This is a genomic window from Thermoactinomyces vulgaris, assembly GCF_005886755.1.
In the GTDB taxonomy this organism is placed as follows: Bacteria; Bacillota; Bacilli; order Thermoactinomycetales; family Thermoactinomycetaceae; genus Thermoactinomyces; species Thermoactinomyces vulgaris.
This window is the reverse complement of record NZ_CP039710.1, coordinates 519,060-535,553: the sequence shown is the minus strand read 5'-3', so window position 1 is coordinate 535,553 and position 16,494 is coordinate 519,060. Positions and strand designations below refer to the sequence as shown.

Genomic DNA, 16,494 nt, shown 5'->3' with positions numbered 1-16,494 from the left:
CAGTTTATCTTCATAATATATAAATCTTTTTGCAAGTTGTCAACCAATTTGCCGCAGTTGCTGTTGTTCGAGTTCTTTTTGGGCCAGGTACATTTGCTCGGTGGCCGATTTGAAGCCATCCTGATCATCCAAAGCTTCATAACAGCCGGCCAGTTCATAATAACAGTCGTAAACATTGGTTTTCAGCTTGTTTTTGGCTGCCAAACGGGCAGACCGTTTCAAATATTCGACCGCTTCAGTGTAATGCTTCATCTGCTTCAGCAGTTTGCCCATGGTGAAAAGGGCATCATTCAACAGTTGCGGATCATAAATTTTTTCCGCCCATTCCAGCGCTTTTTTCAGCTTATCATAAGCTTCGTGGTATTTGCCTTGCAACATATACACTTTACCCAGATGGCAATAGGCATGTGCTACTTCCTGGGAGTTATCATCATGTTCTGCCAGTTCTAAGACAAATTGGAAACAGGTCGCTGCATCATCCAATTGGGAAATTTCAAGGTAAGACAGTCCCAATCCACTCCAAAGCTTCAACATTTCTTCCGTGTTTTTACTGCCGACCGACCGTTGAATCCCCTCTCTGGCATAGCGGATGGCATCATGGTAAAGTTTCATTCTCTGTAACAACCTGGAGCGATAATAGTACATTTTAATGATGATGTCTTTGCTTTGAATCCGGGGAATTTTCCCCCACAACTCTTCCAGCAGGCGGAAAGCTTCATCCGTGCGGTTCAACTTTTCCAAGTAAGCCACTTGCGAAATCAAGAGCAAGTAATAGGTTCGGTCATCACACTCATTGGATTTGTCTTGCTCCATTGCCGCCAACCCGCGTTCCACATACCGGAGGGCTTGTCCATAATCTTTGTTCATAAAGCGGCAATAAGCCAGTTCACAATAACCGGCAGCTTCCAAATGATTTTTCGGGGAATAGGGATCCTGATAAGCCAGACGGATGGCTTCACTCAACTCACGTTCTGCTTTGCGCCATTCCTTCTGGTGACTGTACACTTTCCCTTTCAAATAATGAACCGTAGCCTGATGTCTGGAATAAGATTCTTCCGATATATCCGAAAGCAAATGAAGGGCCCGTTCAGGCATTCCCATCTGGATCATGGTTTCGATGGCGACAAACCGCACTTGCATACTTTCCAAAGTTTCCGTATCTTTTTCGATCATTTCCGGAATTTCATTTAAATCCAGTTCCAGCTTGCTCATTAAATACAAGACTTTATCTTTGTTGACATGAGGAACACCGCGCTCAATATTACTGATTGTCGCCGTGGAGATATGCTCATCTGCCAAATCTTCCAATCTTAACCCTTTTTCTTTTCGGACTTTACGAATAAATTTGCCAATTTCACTCATTTCCAAAATATTCATAGCCGATCTTTCCTTTCGGATTGTTGGTTAACTCTATATTACTTCATTCATTTTATTTTATAAAGAAATAAATATATAAAAATTAACATTTTATGGATTGTAATTTATACCAATTTCTATTTTTAACTTTCATCCCAAAAAACAAGCCCCGGTTTCATCTTGAAAAAAACAATCGAAACACCGCTTTCACATCTTTATTTCGAGTCGGATATTTTTTCGAATTTTACAAATAACAATCAATGTTTAATCCCATGCTCCGCATCTTTATTAAATATTTTATGTATTAAATTAAAATACTTTGTTTATTACTCAAACATCCTTCAAATATTGTCTCTATATCTTTTTTTTCTCTGTATTTCTTATTTTACCCAGTAAATTAACAGCGCAATCTCCTTCTTTGATCCTGTTTTTTGATTGTTTTTGATTGGTTATGATTTAAAATGATTGTTTTTGCTCTCTTTTTTCGATACAATCAAGAAAAGGCCGAAGCGAGGTGATGGATCACGCTTACACCCCAACGTCACCAATTCATTCTGAGTTTATTAAAAAGGCAAGGTATCGTAAAAGTGCAGGAATTGGTTCATTTAACCGGCGCTTCCGAATCCACCATCCGCCGCGACCTGGATCAATTGCAGCAACAACATCTTTTAAAACGGGTTCACGGCGGTGCAGCGCTGCTTCAAAACAAAGGTTTGGAAATGCCCATTCAAGAAAAAGCGATTCGGCACACCCCCGAGAAAAAAGAAATCGCTCTCTTTGCCGGTTCCTTTGTCGATCAGGGAGCTTGCATCTATCTCGATGCCGGCAGCACCACGCTTGAAATGATCCCGGCGCTGGCCGGAAAACAAGTCACAGTGGTCACCAATGGAATGACGCATTTGGAACGGCTGGTTGAATATGACATCGAGGCCTATGTTTTGGGCGGGAAAATGAAATCATCCACCAAAGCGCTGATCGGAGCCGTGGCACTCCAAGGAATCGAACGTTACCGCTTTGATCAGTGTTTTTTGGGAACCAACGGCATCCATCCGGATTTTGGATACACGACGCCGGATCCCGAAGAAGCCTGCCTGAAACAAAAAGCGCTTCAACTTTCCAGTCAGGCGTTTGTGTTGGCCGATCCCAGCAAGTTATCGGAAGTTTCTTTTGCCAAATTCGCTGATTTGGAAGAAGCCTCCTTGATTACACTTCCTCTTTCCTCGGAGATCAAAGAAAAACTTGCACAAAAAACTTATGTATTTGAGGTTGATCAGGCATGATTTATACCATTACATTGAATCCTTCCATCGATTTTGTGGTTGAAGTGGAAACCTTGCAACTCCATCAAGTCAACCGGATGAAGAAAGAACAAAAATACCCCGGGGGCAAAGGGATCAACGTGGCTCGCGTGTTGCACCGGCTGGGGGCCGAAACCACGGCTCTCGGCTTTGTGGGCGGATTTACCGGAAGGTTTATTGAAGAAGCGTTGCGACGGGAAGGCATTCCTGCCCGGTGGATCCGCGTCAACGAAGATACGCGCATCAACATCAAGCTCAAAACCGGGGCAAACGAGGAAACGGAAATCAATGGCCAAGGGCCGGCGATCCCTCCGGTAGCGTTTCAGCAATTAAACGAACAGCTGGAACAAGTCCGGCCGGGAGACACCGTGGTGATGTCCGGCAGCATTCCCCCGTCGCTGTCCCCTTCCGTCTATGAGGAATGGGCCGCAATACTTAGCGCCCGCGGCGTCCGTGTCGCTGTTGACGTTGCCGGTCCGGCATTAAAAAGAGCGGCCAACCGTCCCGTTTTTTTGTTGAAGCCCAATCACCATGAACTGGGCCAATTGTATGGTGTCCGTTTAAACACCATGGAAGAGGTGGTTGTTTACGGACGCAAGCTGCAACAAGCGGGGGCAGCCCATGTGATCGTATCAATGGCCGGCCAAGGAGCGCTTTTGTTTACAGAGGATGCGACATATCGCTCCACCGTTCCCAAAGGCACCGTGGTTCACCCGGTCGGGGCGGGCGATTCGATGGTTGCCGCCTTTCTCGCTGACTATGAGAAAACCAACGATGCGGTCTCCGCATTCAAAACCGCCGTGGCTGCCGGCAGTGCAACCGCGTTTTCGCCCGACTTGTGCACCAAAGAACAGGTTGAACAATTACGACAGGAAATTGACATTGAGGCGCTTTGAGGAGGTGCAAATCCAATGAAGATCACCGATTTGTTAACCAAAGAAACGATCGTGATGGAACTCGGCGCAACCACCAAATCTGCCGTGATCGACGAGCTGGTGGACAAGCTGGATCAAGCCGGGGTTTTATCCGACAAAAATCTGTTTAAAGAAGCCATCCTCGAACGGGAATCGCAAGGATCCACCGGCATCGGCGAGGGGATCGCGATTCCCCATGCCAAAACCAAAGCGGTCCGGACACCGGCGATTGGTTTTGGCCGCAGCCGTTCCGGGATCGAATATGAATCGCTGGACGGCAACCCGGCCCGCTTATTCTTCATGATTGCCGCGCCGGAAGGAGCCAACGAGACCCATTTGGAGACGTTATCCCGCTTGTCCACGTTGCTGATGAATGAAGATTTTAGAAAACGCTTGCTCGAGGCCGAAACCGAAGAAGAACTGCTGGACATTGTTCGCCGCCAGGAAGCAGAAGGGCATGAGGACAGAGAAGAAAAGAAAGACGAAAAAGAACCCGGTGACGACGGAGCTATGATCCTGGCTGTCACCGCTTGCCCCACCGGCATCGCCCACACCTACATGGCTGCCGATGCCTTGGCCGCCAAAGCGAAAGAAATGGGAGTTTCCCTCAAGGTGGAAACCAATGGTTCAACCGGAGTGAAAAACCGTTTGACAGAAAACGAAATCAAACGGGCCACCGCCATCATCGTCGCAGCGGACAAGCAAGTGGAAATGGATCGCTTTCATGGAAAACACGTGATTCAGGTTCCGGTGGCCGACGGCATTCACAAGGCCGAAACCCTCATCCGGCGCGCTTTGAAACAGGACGCCCCGGTCTACCAGGGACATCAAGAGACAAGAGGTGCGAAAAAGAAAGCGCCTTCTTCCTTCGGGTTTTACAAGCATTTAATGAACGGGGTCAGCAATATGCTGCCCTTTGTGGTGGGCGGCGGTATCTTCATTGCGTTGTCCTTTGTCTTTGGAGGCATTGATGCCAAGGGCCCTGTGGCAGAACTTTTGATGAAAATCGGAGGAGACGAAGGAGCGTTTCATTTCTTGGTTCCGATTTTGGCCGGATTTATCGCCAGCAGTCTGGCGGACCGCCCCGGATTTGCCCCCGGGGTGGTCGGAGGCTATTTGGCCGCCAGCGCGGGAGCCGGGTTTTTGGGCGGATTGATTGCCGGTTTCCTTGCCGGTTATGTCGTCCTTTTATTGAAAAAAGCTTTTTCCGTTTTGCCGGACAGTTTAGAAGGAATTAAACCGGTGTTGCTCTACCCGGTTTTCGGCATCCTGATCACCGGAGTGTTGATGGTGCTAGTGATCAATACCCCCGTCGCCGCACTGAACCAGTGGCTGACGGATTGGCTGAACGGGATGAGCGGCACCAATGCCGTCATCCTCGGATTGATCTTGGGCGGCATGATGGCGGTCGACATGGGCGGTCCGGTGAACAAAGCCGCTTTCACCTTCGGCATCGCCGCCATCGAAGCCGGCAACCTCGCCCCCCACGCCGCCGTCATGGCCGGGGGAATGGTTCCGCCGCTCGGCATTGCGTTGGCAACCACTTTCTTCAAAAACAAGTTCACTGACGAACAGCGCAAATCCGGATTGACCAATTACGTGATGGGCGCTTCTTTCATCACCGAAGGAGCAATTCCGTTTGCCGCCGCCGATCCCCTGCGGGTTCTGACTTCTTGCATTGTGGGATCTGCCGTGGCCGGTGCGGTCACCATGATGTTCGGCATCACCTTGCCGGCTCCGCATGGCGGAATTTTTGTCATACCGTTGGTCAACCAACCGCTTTTGTATCTTCTCGCCATCCTGGCCGGTTCGCTCGTCACGGCCGTCCTGATCGGTTTCTTCAAAAAGAAAATCCGTTAAACCTGAAAAGGTCTCTTCCCTCTGGTGACAACCGGGAACGAGACCTTTTCTTTTCACATCGGTTTGGCAGTCAATTTGATTAATTGGATCACTTCTTGCATGTTTTGCTCGGGAGAATTTTGGCTCATTTTCTCGCGGTAGGCTTCCTGATTTTCCACCAAATTCTCCAGATGTTGGAAGAAACTTTCATCAGTCAAGTCTTCTTCCATCAAAACTTCCGCATAGCCCATTTTTTCGAAAGAACGCGCATTCAAAATTTGATCCCCGCGGCTGGCGGCTTTGGAAAGCGGAATCAAAAGCATCGGTTTTTTCAGCGACAAGAATTCAAAAATGGCGTTGGATCCGGCACGCGACACGACAAAGTCGGCCATGTTCAAGACATGGGGAAGTTCTTCCGACAAGTATTCAAACTGGCAATAGCCGGGTTTTTGAATCGACTCGTCCACCTTTCCCCGCCCACAAAGATGAACAATTTGAAACCGCTTTAGAAGCGTATCCAAGTTGTTGCGAACCACTTCATTGATAACGCCAGACCCCAAACTTCCGCCCATGACCAGGATCACCGGCTTCTCTTGGGTGAATCCGCACAATTCCCTTCCCCGTCCGGGGTCCCCGTGTTTCAATTCTTCCCGGATGATGGCGCCGACATACTTTCCTTTCTCCTTGGAAAAATGTTTGGCCGTTTCCGGAAACGTGGTGCAAACTTTTGTTGCAAACGGAGTGGCAATCTTATTGGCCAGCCCGGGCGTCATGTCGGATTCGTGAATGATGGCAGGCACCCGGTTCAACCATCCTCCCAGCACCACCGGAACCGACACGAATCCTCCCTTGGAGAAGATCAAACCCGGTTTATGGCGGCGAATCAGCCGGTATGCTTCAAAAATCCCTTTCAGGACTTTAAAAGGATCTTTAAAGTTGTTCCAATCAAAGTACCGGCGCAGTTTTCCGGTCGAAACACTGTAATATTCCACATCTTTCAGTTCGGAAACTAATTGTTTTTCTATTCCGTCTTTGGAACCGATATAAATCACTTTCCAGCCATCTTCCAAAAATTTAGGAATCAGTGCCAAGTTGACCATGACGTGGCCGGCGGTTCCGCCACCTGTAAACAAAATGGTTTTATTCATCTGTCGTTTCCCTTTCTAACAGTGTTTTCAGCGACAACGTTATTTTAACAGCTTTTTTTCCTGTTGCATTGAACAATGTATGAAAGATGTAACCAATCCACCCCTGATTTCAACAAAAAATGTCTTTTTTGGAAATTCCATACTTCTTCATCTTGTTCAAAACGGTGGTATGGCTCACCCCCAGATGGCGGGCGGTTTTCCGTATGCTTTTGAACCGCCGGATCCCGGCCTGCACCAGTTCCTTTTCATACTGTGCGAGATGTTCTTTCAAACTGCGCCGGGGAAAAGCGAAATCCGTATCCAACACATCGCTCAGATAAACTTCTTTTAATTCGGTTTCTCCTTCCGGGCAAAGATAAACGCTCCGCTCCATCACATTTTGCAGTTCCCGGACATTCCCGGGCCAGGAGTGTGCCTGCAGGCGAAGGAGAGCCTGGGAGGAAAGGGAAAGAAGCGGACGGCGGGACCGGGCGCAAAATTTCCGGAGAAAATGAGTTGCCAGAAGCGGGATGTCTTCTCTGCGTTCCCTTAACGGGGGAATGGTGACCGGAATCACATGGAGGCGGTAATACAAGTCTTTGCGGAACCGGCCCCGGCGCACCAGATCCGCCAAATCCCGGTTGGTGGCGGCAATGATCCGCACGCGAAGAGGAATCCACCGGTTTCCGCCGACCCGCCTCAATGCCCTCTCTTCCAAAACCCTCAATAATTTGGCTTGCAGATTGAGCGGAAGCTCACCGATTTCATCCAAAAACAGCGTCCCGTCCTGCGCCAATTCCATCAATCCTTTTTTTCCGCCTTTCCCCGCTCCGGTGAACGCTCCCTCCTCATAGCCGAACCATTCGCTTTCCATTAACGACTCCGGAACGGCGGCACAATTGATGGAAATAAAAGGGCCGTTGGCCCGCCGGCTTTCAAAATGAATGGCCCGCGCAAACAATTCTTTTCCCGTTCCGCTTTCCCCCTGTAACAAAACGGTCGCTTCCATTTGCGCCACCTTTTTGGCCGTTTCCACGCATCTTTTCATCGTTTCGCTTTGATGGATAATGTCCTGAAACTGAACCATTCCCTTCCGGTTGACAGACCGCAGCAATTGGCGGACCTGATTCATGTCGCGAATGACGATCACCAAGCCGGACTGCCGTTTTCCGCCGGAACGGACCGGAATAAAACTGGCCAGTACTTGAATCATGTCCGGACCGCGGCAGATGGTCACCGGGACATTCATCTGCTCTTTCCCCGACTGCAAATATGTCCGTAAACATTCCGGGTCCGTTCCCCAAAGTCCGGGAAGATCCTCTTCTTCCCAATCTCCCGGAAAAAGGCGCAGAATTTCGGCCGCCGCCCGGTTCATCGCCTGAATTTTCAACCGGGCGTCCACCAGGATCATTCCTTCAGAAACCGTTTCCAAAATGGTGTTCATTTGTCCTTCACGCATCTCGGACGGAAGAATTTGAACCGGTTCCAATTCCTTCACCCCGGGGATTTGCCTGATCCGTTCCGTCAACTTTTTAAACACCCCGGAAGGAACCGACCGGATTTTCAGATGAATGCTTCCCGATTCCACCTCCATCCGCTCAATGTCGACATGATCGGCCAACAGACAGGAAATCACCTCATGCGTCATGCCCACCCGGTCAATGGTTTTAATGCAGAGGGCGATCGTTTTCATTCGTTTCCTCCTTCCCGTCCCTCTTACTTTTATCTTAGCGGAAGGAAAGAGGAAGATCGATCACACAAATGAAAGAGCTTCCTCGAGATCAGCCAAAATGTCCTCTGCGTTTTCAATCCCCGCGGACAGGCGGATCATGCCGTCGGAAATGCCCATTTTCAGCCGCTCCTCCCGCGGAACCACCGCATGGGTCATCGAAGCCGGATGCTGGATCAGTGTATCCGTTTCCCCCAGACTGACGGCTAATTGACAGAGCGAAACATGATTCAGCAACCGGACGGCGGCTTCATATCCGCCCTTCATCTCAAAGCTGATGACTCCGCCGGGCTTTCGCATTTGTTTTTTGGCCAATTCAACCTGAGGGAAAGAAGAAAGTCCCGGGTAAAATACCTGTTTCACTTTGGGGTGTTCCGCCAAAAAACGGGCGATCTTCCCCGCGTTTTCACAATGGCGGTCCATGCGCACCTCCAATGTTTTCAATCCCCGGATCAAAAGGTAGGCGTCCATCGGCGACAAAATCGCCCCCAAATCTTTCAAGGTGGTTTTTTTCACGTTTCCCAGCAGATGGCGGGGGCCAGCCGCAATCCCGGCAATCACATCCCCGTGACCGCCGATATATTTGGTGGCGCTGTGCAGCACAATGTCACAGCCCCATTCCAACGGACGCTGCAAATACGGAGACATCAGGGTATTGTCCACAATGGTCACAATTCCGTGCCTGCGGGCCACGGTTGAAACCAACTCCAGATTCACCAGCTCAAGGGTGGGATTCATGGGGGTTTCAATATAAAAACAACGGGTTTCGGGACGAATCGCCTTTTCCAATACGGCTTCTTCCATCATGGAACACATGGAAAAACGGATTTGAAACCGCTCCTGCAACCAATGAAACAGACTGTACGTGCATCCGTACAAGCCTTTGGAACAAACCACATGATCCCCGGCCTTCAAAATCCCCAACAAAACCGAGGCAACCGCTCCCATCCCGGATGAAAAAGCCAACGCCGTTTCCGCTTTTTCCAACACAGCCACTTTCTCTTCCAACAGGCGGACCGTCGGGTTGCCCAGCCGGGTATAAATAAATCCGTCCTCCCGTCCGGCAAAACGGTTCCCGCCGGTTTCCGCCGAGGGAAACACAAACGTCGAAGTTTGAAAAATGGGCGGTGCCAACGATCCTTCCATTTCCCCGTGACGTATCCCGGCATGAATCGCTTGGGTGGAAAAACCCCATTTGTTCTTTTCCATCCTGGTTCCTCCCTTATCCGTCATTCATTGCAAAACAATTGCAAAATCCGTGCCAAACGGTGCGATGGAGTTTTTCCGCCCGGTTCCATAAGAAAATGGCAACCTGTCTTTCAACAATGGAAAGATGGGTTGCCACTTACCGGCACTCCAAATTAAAAGATTGCATCCAATTGCTTGATGTCTTCCTCTGTCAAGGTCACGTCCAGGGTTTTCAAATTCGAAAGCATCTGTTCCGGGTTTCTTGCCCCCGGGATGATCGCATCCACTTCTTTCCGGTGCAAACACCAGGCTAACGCCAAATTGGCTGTATTGACCCCTTTGGATTTGGCCATCGCTTTTAATTTCTCCACTTTTTCCAGACTCTCGCGGTAGGCTTCTCCTTGAAAATAGGGCAGATTGGCCCGGTATCCCTGAATGGTTGACGTTTCATCATATTTTCCGGTCAAAAGTCCGGAAGCCAGCGGAAAATACGGAACAAAGGAAATCTGATGCTCACGGAGATAAGGGAACAGGGTACGTTCTGCTTGCCGGTTCAACAGATTGTATTCTCCCTGATACACATCCACATATCTGTCCTGATTGGCCTCTTTCAGCTGTTCAAGAGAAAAATTGGATACGCCGATGGCGCGGATCTTCCCTTCTTCCTTCAGTTCCTGCAACGCCCCGACCGCCTCTTCTTTGGGCGTATCCTGATCCGGCATATGAATATAGAGAATGTCGATGTAATCGGTTTTTAAACGCTTCAAGCTTTTTTCGGCTTCCTGTTTCAAAAAAGACGGGGTGTTGTCTGCCACCACCTGATTGTTCACAAATTTGGGGCCGATTTTGGTGGCAATCACCACATTTGTCCGTTTGCCGCTTTCTTTCACCACTTCCCCGATCAGCTCTTCCGACCTTTCGGGGCCGTACAGATAAGCGGTGTCCAAAAAATTGATCCCGTTTTCAATGGCTGCTTGGACCACTTCTTTTCCCGCCTGGCTGCCGACCTTATTGGTCCCCAAACCAATGGGATGGACGGTGAGACCGGTTTTCCCGATGGTCACTTTTCTTTCCATCTTATATCCCCTTTCTGTCCACAAGATTGAAACAGTTGGTTGGCATCTCCATCCTCTGCCCTCTGCGAAACCCGAATGAGGAAAATCACCAGTCCACCGGGCGATAATCTTTGAAAAACTGTCCATTGGGCGGTTTTTTAGCATCCATCCCCAGATAAACCGGGTCACAAATCCGGGCCGCGGCATCTTCGCAGTCCAACGGAGGTGGAATGGGTTCCCGGATTTTGGCCGGGAGTTGATTGGACACCCATCCCGGATCAACACTGTTGACAAAAATGCGATCCCGCTTGTAATCTTTGGCCATCGTCAATGTCATCATATTCAGCGAAGCCTTGGCCATATTGGTATGGACATGGTAGCGCCCTTTGCGTTTGGTCCGAAAGATCCCTTCCTTGGAAGAAACATTGATGATAAAGCGGTTCAGATGGGGACTTCTCAGCATGGCCGGTTTCAACCGGGTGCTGATCAAAAAGGGCGCCGTGACATTCACCAGTTGAACTTCCAGCATTTCCGTCAATGAGATCTGATCCGGTTTGGCAATCCAGGCATTGTTGGCAAATGGAGGAAGATTCGCCGGATGCCGGGACGGGCTGGCCACGGGCAGGAGAAGATTTTTCTCATCATACGGTTCCGTCCCTTGCGCAAATGCATAAACCGGCAACTCCCTTCCCCGCTCTTCGCCGGAACCCAACCATTTCGTTTTCCATTCCCTTTCTTTTTGCAACAGGGCCTGGTACGCTTCATCCGGAAGCCGGACCGTCTGGGCTGCGTTATTGACAATGATGTCAATATAGGGAAATTGCTTGTTCAAAGAAAAAGCAAATGCCTCCACGAGGTCAATCCGCCGAAAATCCAACCCGTATACGTGAATCCGGTCTTTCCAGTCTTCCCAATCCGGCTCCTGAAAGTATCGCCGGATGGCATCATAAGGAAACCGTGTGGTGACAATCACCCGGGCGCCTTCGCGCAACAGGCGCAATGCCGTATGATACCCGATTTTCACCCTGCCGCCTGTCACCAACGCGACATAAGAAGTCAAATCATGGCGGGCAAGGCGTTTCTGTTCGTTCAAATTTCCGCATTCCACACACAATTTGGGATAACGGGGATGGGAGGAATCCATCCGTTGTTTGCATATGTAACATTTTTGTTTCTTTTCTCTCTGAGCCGGTTGATGCGGATTCGTCATTCAACTCTCACCATTTAAATATTTTATATTTACAAAAAATCATATCACATGATAAAATTTTTTCACACAGTCGCTTAATGAAAGCGCCTGCCCCACGCAGGAGATGAAGGTAACCAATCCTTCCTGTGCCCTGCGATAGTTTAAATGAAAACGCCAGCCTTTCCCGCTGGAATTGCAGGTTCCATCCTGCTCGCAGGGATCCCCCTTCGGGGGATTTTCTTTTCATACCGGTCTGAAGGTGCCGGCCAGGGATTACCGTTTAAAAACATGAATCTGCAACAACCAAAACATTGTCATCGTTGCATGAATGGCACACGATCATTTTTAATCATCCGGTCATCAGATGACCTTATGAGGTGAAAAATGGAAAAGAAAATGAAGATGAGATCTGCTTTGAAAGTGCGTAAATCCTATGAAGAAGTGGCGGACTTGTTAAAAGAACACATTTTAAACGGCACCTACCAACCGGGCGAGCGCTTGCCTTCCTTCCGGGAATTGAGCGAACAAATCGGAGTGGGCCAATCGACCATCCGGGAAGCGGTCAGCTCGCTCAAAACCATGGGACTGGTGACGATTCGCCATGGAGAAGGGACTTTCGTCACCCGGCTGGACCCCAAAAAAGTTTTGTCTGAATTTAAACCCTTTCAACCGGTGACCCGCCAAGATCTCCTTTCCCTTCTGGAAGCACGCAAAGTCGTTGAAACCGGCATGGCCCGGTACGCTGCCGAAAGGAGATCCGGGGAGGATTTAAAAGCCATGGAAAAGTCGCTTTCCGACATGAAAAACGCGGCGGCTGAAGGCGAACTCGGGGATGAGGCGGACCTGGCTTTTCATTATGCCATTGCCCGTGCCAGCCACAATCCGGTGTTGGAATGGATGATGGAATCCATTTACGGCATCTTGTCCAGATCATTGAAAGAAAGCCGCCAACAATTGTTTTTGATTCCCGGTTACCCGGATCAATTGCTTCAGGAACATCAGAAGATTTATGAAGCCATTGCCGCCCAACATGCCGGGGAAGCGGAAAAATCCATGTTCACGCATTTGGCGAATGTGGAGCAAAAATTGTTTGCCAACCGCAAAAAACAAAAAAACATGCGATGAACCGGGCAGGTGATGATGGTGAAAGTATCGTTGTTTGTTACTTGTTTGGTGGATATGTTTTATCCGAATGTCGGAAAGGCCACTGTTGAATTGCTGAACCACCTGGGTTGTGATGTGGAATTTCCGGAAAAACAAGTATGCTGCGGACAGCCGGCTTATAACAGCGGTTATGTCCGGGAAGCGAAAAGTGCAGCCAAAAACATGATTCAAGCCTTTGAACATGCGGAATACATCGTGACTCCTTCCGGCTCCTGCGCCACCATGTTCAAAGAATATCCGCGTCTTTTTCAAGACGATCCCAAGTGGAAAGAGGGCGCTGAACAGTTGGCCTCCAAAACGTACGAGCTGACCCGCTTTCTTGTGGATGTTCTCGGGATCACGGACACGGGAGCCCGGCTGGACGGAAGAGCCACATATCATTCGTCTTGCCACATGACCCGTCTGCTGGGTGTGAAAGACGCACCTTTCACGCTTCTTTCCAATGTCAGGGGATTGCAGCTTGAACCGCTCCCCCAAGCGCGAAATTGCTGCGGCTTCGGAGGCACGTTTTCCGTGAAAATGAGCCCCGTCTCCACGGAAATGGTCGATGAGAAAGTCAACAACATCCTGCAAACCAAAGCCGACTACCTGATCGGGGCGGATTGCGGATGCCTGATGAATATCAAGGGGCGGCTCGAACGCCTGGGGCATCCCGTTCAAGTGATGCATATCGCGGAAGTTTTAAACAGCCGTTAAGGAGAGATCACAATGGCAATTAAAATCAGTGAAGATCCATTTGACCACCGGGTACAACAAGGATTGGAAAATGCCACGATGCGGCAGGCGGTTGCCTCGGCCCAAGAACGATTGCAAGACCGGCGCCTTTCTGCCGCCAATGAATTGGGAAACTGGGAAGAATGGCGGCTTTTGGGCGAGCAAATCCGCAAGCACACGCTGGAAAACCTCGATCATTATCTGATGCAACTCAGCGAAAACGTCGCCAAGCTGGGCGGCCATGTCTTTTTCGCCCAAACCGCGGAAGAAGCCGTGCAATACATCCAAAACGTGGCCAGGCAAAAAAAGGCCAAAAAAATCGTCAAATCCAAATCCATGGTGACCGAGGAAATCCATTTGAACCCGGCGCTTGAACAAGCGGGTTGTGAAGTGGTGGAAAGCGATCTCGGGGAATACATTTTGCAAATCAACGACGATGTTCCTTCTCATATCGTCGCTCCCGCGCTTCACAAAAACAAAACACAAATTCGCGAAACCTTTCAAAACAAACTCGGCTATGACCAATCGGACGACCCGTATGAAATGACCAAATTTGTCCGGCAGATTTTGCGCGAAAAATTTATGGAAGCGGACATCGGCATCACCGGGTGCAATTTTGCGGTGGCCAACACCGGCTCCATCTGTCTTGTCACCAATGAGGGAAATGCCGACCTGGCCATTTCCATCCCGGACACCCACATCGCCGTAATGGGAATGGAACGGATTGTCCCGACCATGGAAGAGCTGGATATTCTGGTCAGCCTGCTTTGCCGGAGCAGTGTGGGGCAAAAGTTAACCAGCTATATCACCGTGGCCGGCCCCAAACCGCCAGGGGAAAGCGAAGGACCGGAAGAATTTCACCTGGTGATCGTCGACAACGGCCGGTCAAAGATTTTAGGCTCCGAGTTCCGCTCCATCCTCCAATGTATCCGCTGCGGGGCGTGCATCAATGTTTGCCCGGTCTATCGCCACATCGGCGGCCTTTCATACGGATCGGTCTATCCCGGGCCGGTCGGGGCGGTTTTAACCCCTCTGTTGGCCGGGTACGAAGACTTTCAGGAATTGCCTTACGCTTCCAGTTTGTGCGGGGCATGCACCGAAGCATGTCCGGTAAAAATCCCCCTGCATGAACTGTTGATCAAACACCGGCAAGTGATTGTGGAACAAGAAGGGCGTGCCCCGCTGGCCGAGAAATTGGCCATGAAAATGTTTGAAATGGGCGCTTCTTCCGGCACTTTGTATCAGTGGGGATCCAAAATGGCCTCTGCGGCAACCCGTCCACTTACAGCCGGTGCAAAATTCAAAAAAGGCGTCGGCCCGTTGAAGCAGTGGATGGCATCCCGCGAATTTCCGGCCCCTAGCCAAGAGCGCTTTCGTGATTGGTATCAACAGGAACAGAAAAGAGGGAAAGCGGATGCAAGGAACGATTCATAACCGGGACCCTTTTTTAAAAAACATTGCCCGAAAGCTGGGACGGAAACAAAGGACGGATCCGGTCCCCCGTCCGGAATGGAAAACAGAAGTTCACCGGGAAACTTTAAAAGGCGCAAGCAGAGAGCAACTGCTGGAAATATTTAAAAAACAATGCCGGAACATCCACACAACCGTCATGGAAACCACAAGGGAACAACTGCCGGTAACGCTGAAAAAGCTGGTATCGGAAAACGGGGGAGGCCCGGTGGTCATCTCCGGGGATCCGCGCTTTCAAGAATACGGGCTCCATGAGCTGCTTCATGAAACCTGGCCCGGTCAGGGGATTTCCGTTTACCGATGGCAAGAAGGGAAAAAGGAAGAAAACATCCGGCAGGCCGCGTCAGCCAAATTCGGCGTGGTCTTCTGCGACCATGCCTTGGCAGAATCCGGGACCGTGGTTCTTCAAACCCGGGATGATCAAGGCCGGGCTTTAAATTATCTGCCGGAGAATTACATCGCCATCATTCCGAAAGACACCATCGTCCCGCGGATGACCCAAGCCGTCCACGCCATCAACCAAGCCATTGAAAACGGCCAAACCCCGCCCTCCAGCATCCATTTCATATCCGGTCCCAGCAACTCGGCAGATATTGAGATGAACCTGGTCGTCGGGGTCCACGGCCCCTTAAAAGCGTTTTATATCATCGTTTAAGGGCATCCATCGATGCCCTTTGTAATGTCCGGATCCGGAAGGTTTTCAAGCCGGATTGGAGAACGTTTCATGTGACCCTCAAAAGGAAAGGAGAGAATCCCGGTGACCATTTTGCATTCAGAAATCACCCGGTCCATTGCTGCTTATGCCAACCGGTTTTCCGTCTCCGGCATGCAATCCCTCCACCCTCTCATGGATGTGCTTCATCATTCCCGGGACATCACTTCCCGCGCCACTTTTCCCGGGCACGTCACAACAAGTGCCGTCATCATGGATGAACAAAAAAGAGTTCTGCATATCAGGCATAAAACCTTGAACGCCTGGCTTCTTCCGGGTGGACATTGTGAAAAGAAAGATCGTTCACTGATTGAAGCCAGCTTGCGGGAAGCCTGTGAAGAAACCGGCATCTCTCCGGAACAACTTCAACCCGTCCTGCCCCCAAATGTTCCCGTTGACATTGATTTGCACGAGATCCCCGAAAATCCCGAAAAAGGCGAACCTCCGCACTGGCACGCCGATTTCCGGTTTGCCTTCCGTTTGCAACCTTCCGCAAAGGTCATCATTCAGGAAGAAGAAGTCACCGGTCACGCTTGGCTGACGTTAAAACAAATGCCCATGCGCCGGCTGGCGGACCGTCTGCATGAACTGGTTGAAACCTTGGATTAAAAATAAATAATTTTTTATTTTGTACAATCATTTCGTCTTTATTGTGGCTTTTGTATAATCTATTCTGATTTATCCCCGATTCATCAGGATTTCATTTTTTATATGCTTATAGCGTAAGAAGAGAGGTGAC

The 16,494-nt window shown here is 49.8% G+C and carries 15 protein-coding genes; 8 read left to right on the top strand and 7 right to left on the bottom strand.

Features of this window, described 5'->3' with window-relative positions:
* Positions 1-39 precede the first annotated feature (39 nt).
* Positions 40-1,377 (bottom strand): helix-turn-helix domain-containing protein, encoded by a 1,338-nt coding sequence (locus FA954_RS02780; RefSeq protein ID WP_121874315.1) that lies wholly within the window; start codon positions 1,375-1,377, stop codon positions 40-42.
* 500 nt (positions 1,378-1,877) lie between these two features.
* Here FA954_RS02780 and FA954_RS02775 point away from each other — a divergent pair, with 500 nt between their 5' ends.
* From FA954_RS02775 to FA954_RS02765, 3 genes are read left to right on the top strand one after another with little or no spacing between them, the layout of a single operon-like run.
* Complete coding sequence (locus FA954_RS02775; RefSeq protein ID WP_037993128.1) at positions 1,878-2,636, top strand: DeoR/GlpR family DNA-binding transcription regulator; 759 nt, start codon at positions 1,878-1,880, stop codon at positions 2,634-2,636.
* Positions 2,633-3,550: a 1-phosphofructokinase gene (gene pfkB / locus FA954_RS02770; protein WP_037993129.1), complete on the top strand. Its 918-nt coding sequence runs from the start codon at positions 2,633-2,635 to the stop codon at positions 3,548-3,550. Before FA954_RS02775 ends, pfkB begins: the two co-directional genes overlap by 4 nt.
* Positions 3,551-3,565: 15 nt before the next feature.
* Positions 3,566-5,428, top strand: coding sequence for a PTS fructose transporter subunit IIABC (locus FA954_RS02765; RefSeq protein WP_037993131.1), 1,863 nt, complete (start codon positions 3,566-3,568; stop codon positions 5,426-5,428).
* A gap of 53 nt (positions 5,429-5,481) precedes the next feature.
* Here the strand turns inward: FA954_RS02765 and FA954_RS02760 are convergent, their stop codons facing one another.
* The 6 genes from FA954_RS02760 to FA954_RS02740 all read right to left on the bottom strand — a co-directional run bounded on the left by FA954_RS02760 (position 5,482) and on the right by FA954_RS02740 (position 11,716).
* Positions 5,482-6,555 carry an undecaprenyldiphospho-muramoylpentapeptide beta-N-acetylglucosaminyltransferase gene (locus FA954_RS02760; RefSeq protein ID WP_138614844.1) on the bottom strand — a complete coding sequence of 358 codons (1,074 nt, stop codon included), beginning with the start codon at positions 6,553-6,555 and terminating at the stop codon, positions 5,482-5,484.
* 109 nt (positions 6,556-6,664) lie between these two features.
* The gene (locus FA954_RS02755; protein ID WP_062843256.1) at positions 6,665-8,227 is read right to left on the bottom strand and encodes a sigma 54-interacting transcriptional regulator; all 1,563 of its coding nucleotides are present in this window, start codon (positions 8,225-8,227) and stop codon (positions 6,665-6,667) included.
* Between the two features lie 60 nt (positions 8,228-8,287).
* Complete coding sequence (gene megL, locus FA954_RS02750; RefSeq protein WP_037993134.1) at positions 8,288-9,472, bottom strand: methionine gamma-lyase; 1,185 nt, start codon at positions 9,470-9,472, stop codon at positions 8,288-8,290.
* A 13-nt stretch (positions 9,473-9,485) separates the two neighbouring features.
* Entirely contained in the window at positions 9,486-9,608 is a 123-nt protein-coding gene (locus FA954_RS13950) for a hypothetical protein (protein WP_280524671.1), read from the bottom strand.
* Positions 9,609-9,624: 16 nt separating this feature from the next.
* Entirely contained in the window at positions 9,625-10,527 is a 903-nt protein-coding gene (locus FA954_RS02745) for an aldo/keto reductase (protein WP_062843255.1), read from the bottom strand.
* Positions 10,528-10,612: 85 nt separating this feature from the next.
* Positions 10,613-11,716 (bottom strand): SDR family NAD(P)-dependent oxidoreductase, encoded by a 1,104-nt coding sequence (locus tag FA954_RS02740; RefSeq protein WP_037993140.1) that lies wholly within the window; start codon positions 11,714-11,716, stop codon positions 10,613-10,615.
* A 363-nt stretch (positions 11,717-12,079) separates the two neighbouring features.
* On the opposite strand from FA954_RS02740, the gene FA954_RS02735 reads away from it, so the two are divergent.
* The 5 genes from FA954_RS02735 (at position 12,080) to FA954_RS02715 (ending at position 16,364) form a co-directional block, all read left to right on the top strand.
* Entirely contained in the window at positions 12,080-12,820 is a 741-nt protein-coding gene (locus tag FA954_RS02735; protein WP_037993141.1) for a FadR/GntR family transcriptional regulator, read from the top strand.
* An 18-nt stretch (positions 12,821-12,838) separates the two neighbouring features.
* A complete protein-coding gene (locus tag FA954_RS02730) occupies positions 12,839-13,555 on the top strand; it encodes a (Fe-S)-binding protein (RefSeq protein ID WP_037993225.1) in 717 nt (238 codons plus the stop codon).
* A gap of 12 nt (positions 13,556-13,567) precedes the next feature.
* On the top strand, positions 13,568-15,007 hold the full coding sequence (locus FA954_RS02725; protein WP_037993142.1) for a LutB/LldF family L-lactate oxidation iron-sulfur protein: 1,440 nt from the start codon (positions 13,568-13,570) through the stop codon (positions 15,005-15,007).
* Positions 14,988-15,698 carry a LutC/YkgG family protein gene (locus tag FA954_RS02720; RefSeq protein ID WP_062843253.1) on the top strand — a complete coding sequence of 237 codons (711 nt, stop codon included), beginning with the start codon at positions 14,988-14,990 and terminating at the stop codon, positions 15,696-15,698. Before FA954_RS02725 ends, FA954_RS02720 begins: the two co-directional genes overlap by 20 nt.
* A gap of 102 nt (positions 15,699-15,800) precedes the next feature.
* A complete protein-coding gene (locus FA954_RS02715) occupies positions 15,801-16,364 on the top strand; it encodes an NUDIX hydrolase (RefSeq protein ID WP_052186598.1) in 564 nt (187 codons plus the stop codon).
* Positions 16,365-16,494 lie beyond the last annotated feature (130 nt).

Bases quoted from the DNA above. Each gene is read 5' to 3' on its own strand.
- FA954_RS02780 (WP_121874315.1), bottom strand. From the start codon at position 1,377: ATGAATATTTTGGAAATGAGTGAAATTGGCAAATTTATTCGTAAAGTC.
- pfkB (WP_037993129.1), top strand. From the start codon at position 2,633: ATGATTTATACCATTACATTGAATCCTTCCATCGATTTTGTGGTTGAA.
- FA954_RS02765 (WP_037993131.1), top strand. From the start codon at position 3,566: ATGAAGATCACCGATTTGTTAACCAAAGAAACGATCGTGATGGAACTC.
- FA954_RS02760 (WP_138614844.1), bottom strand. From the start codon at position 6,555: ATGAATAAAACCATTTTGTTTACAGGTGGCGGAACCGCCGGCCACGTC.
- FA954_RS02755 (WP_062843256.1), bottom strand. From the start codon at position 8,227: ATGAAAACGATCGCCCTCTGCATTAAAACCATTGACCGGGTGGGCATG.
- megL (WP_037993134.1), bottom strand. From the start codon at position 9,472: ATGGAAAAGAACAAATGGGGTTTTTCCACCCAAGCGATTCATGCCGGG.
- FA954_RS02745 (WP_062843255.1), bottom strand. From the start codon at position 10,527: ATGGAAAGAAAAGTGACCATCGGGAAAACCGGTCTCACCGTCCATCCC.
- FA954_RS02740 (WP_037993140.1), bottom strand. From the start codon at position 11,716: ATGACGAATCCGCATCAACCGGCTCAGAGAGAAAAGAAACAAAAATGT.
- FA954_RS02735 (WP_037993141.1), top strand. From the start codon at position 12,080: ATGGAAAAGAAAATGAAGATGAGATCTGCTTTGAAAGTGCGTAAATCC.
- FA954_RS02725 (WP_037993142.1), top strand. From the start codon at position 13,568: ATGGCAATTAAAATCAGTGAAGATCCATTTGACCACCGGGTACAACAA.
- FA954_RS02720 (WP_062843253.1), top strand. From the start codon at position 14,988: ATGCAAGGAACGATTCATAACCGGGACCCTTTTTTAAAAAACATTGCC.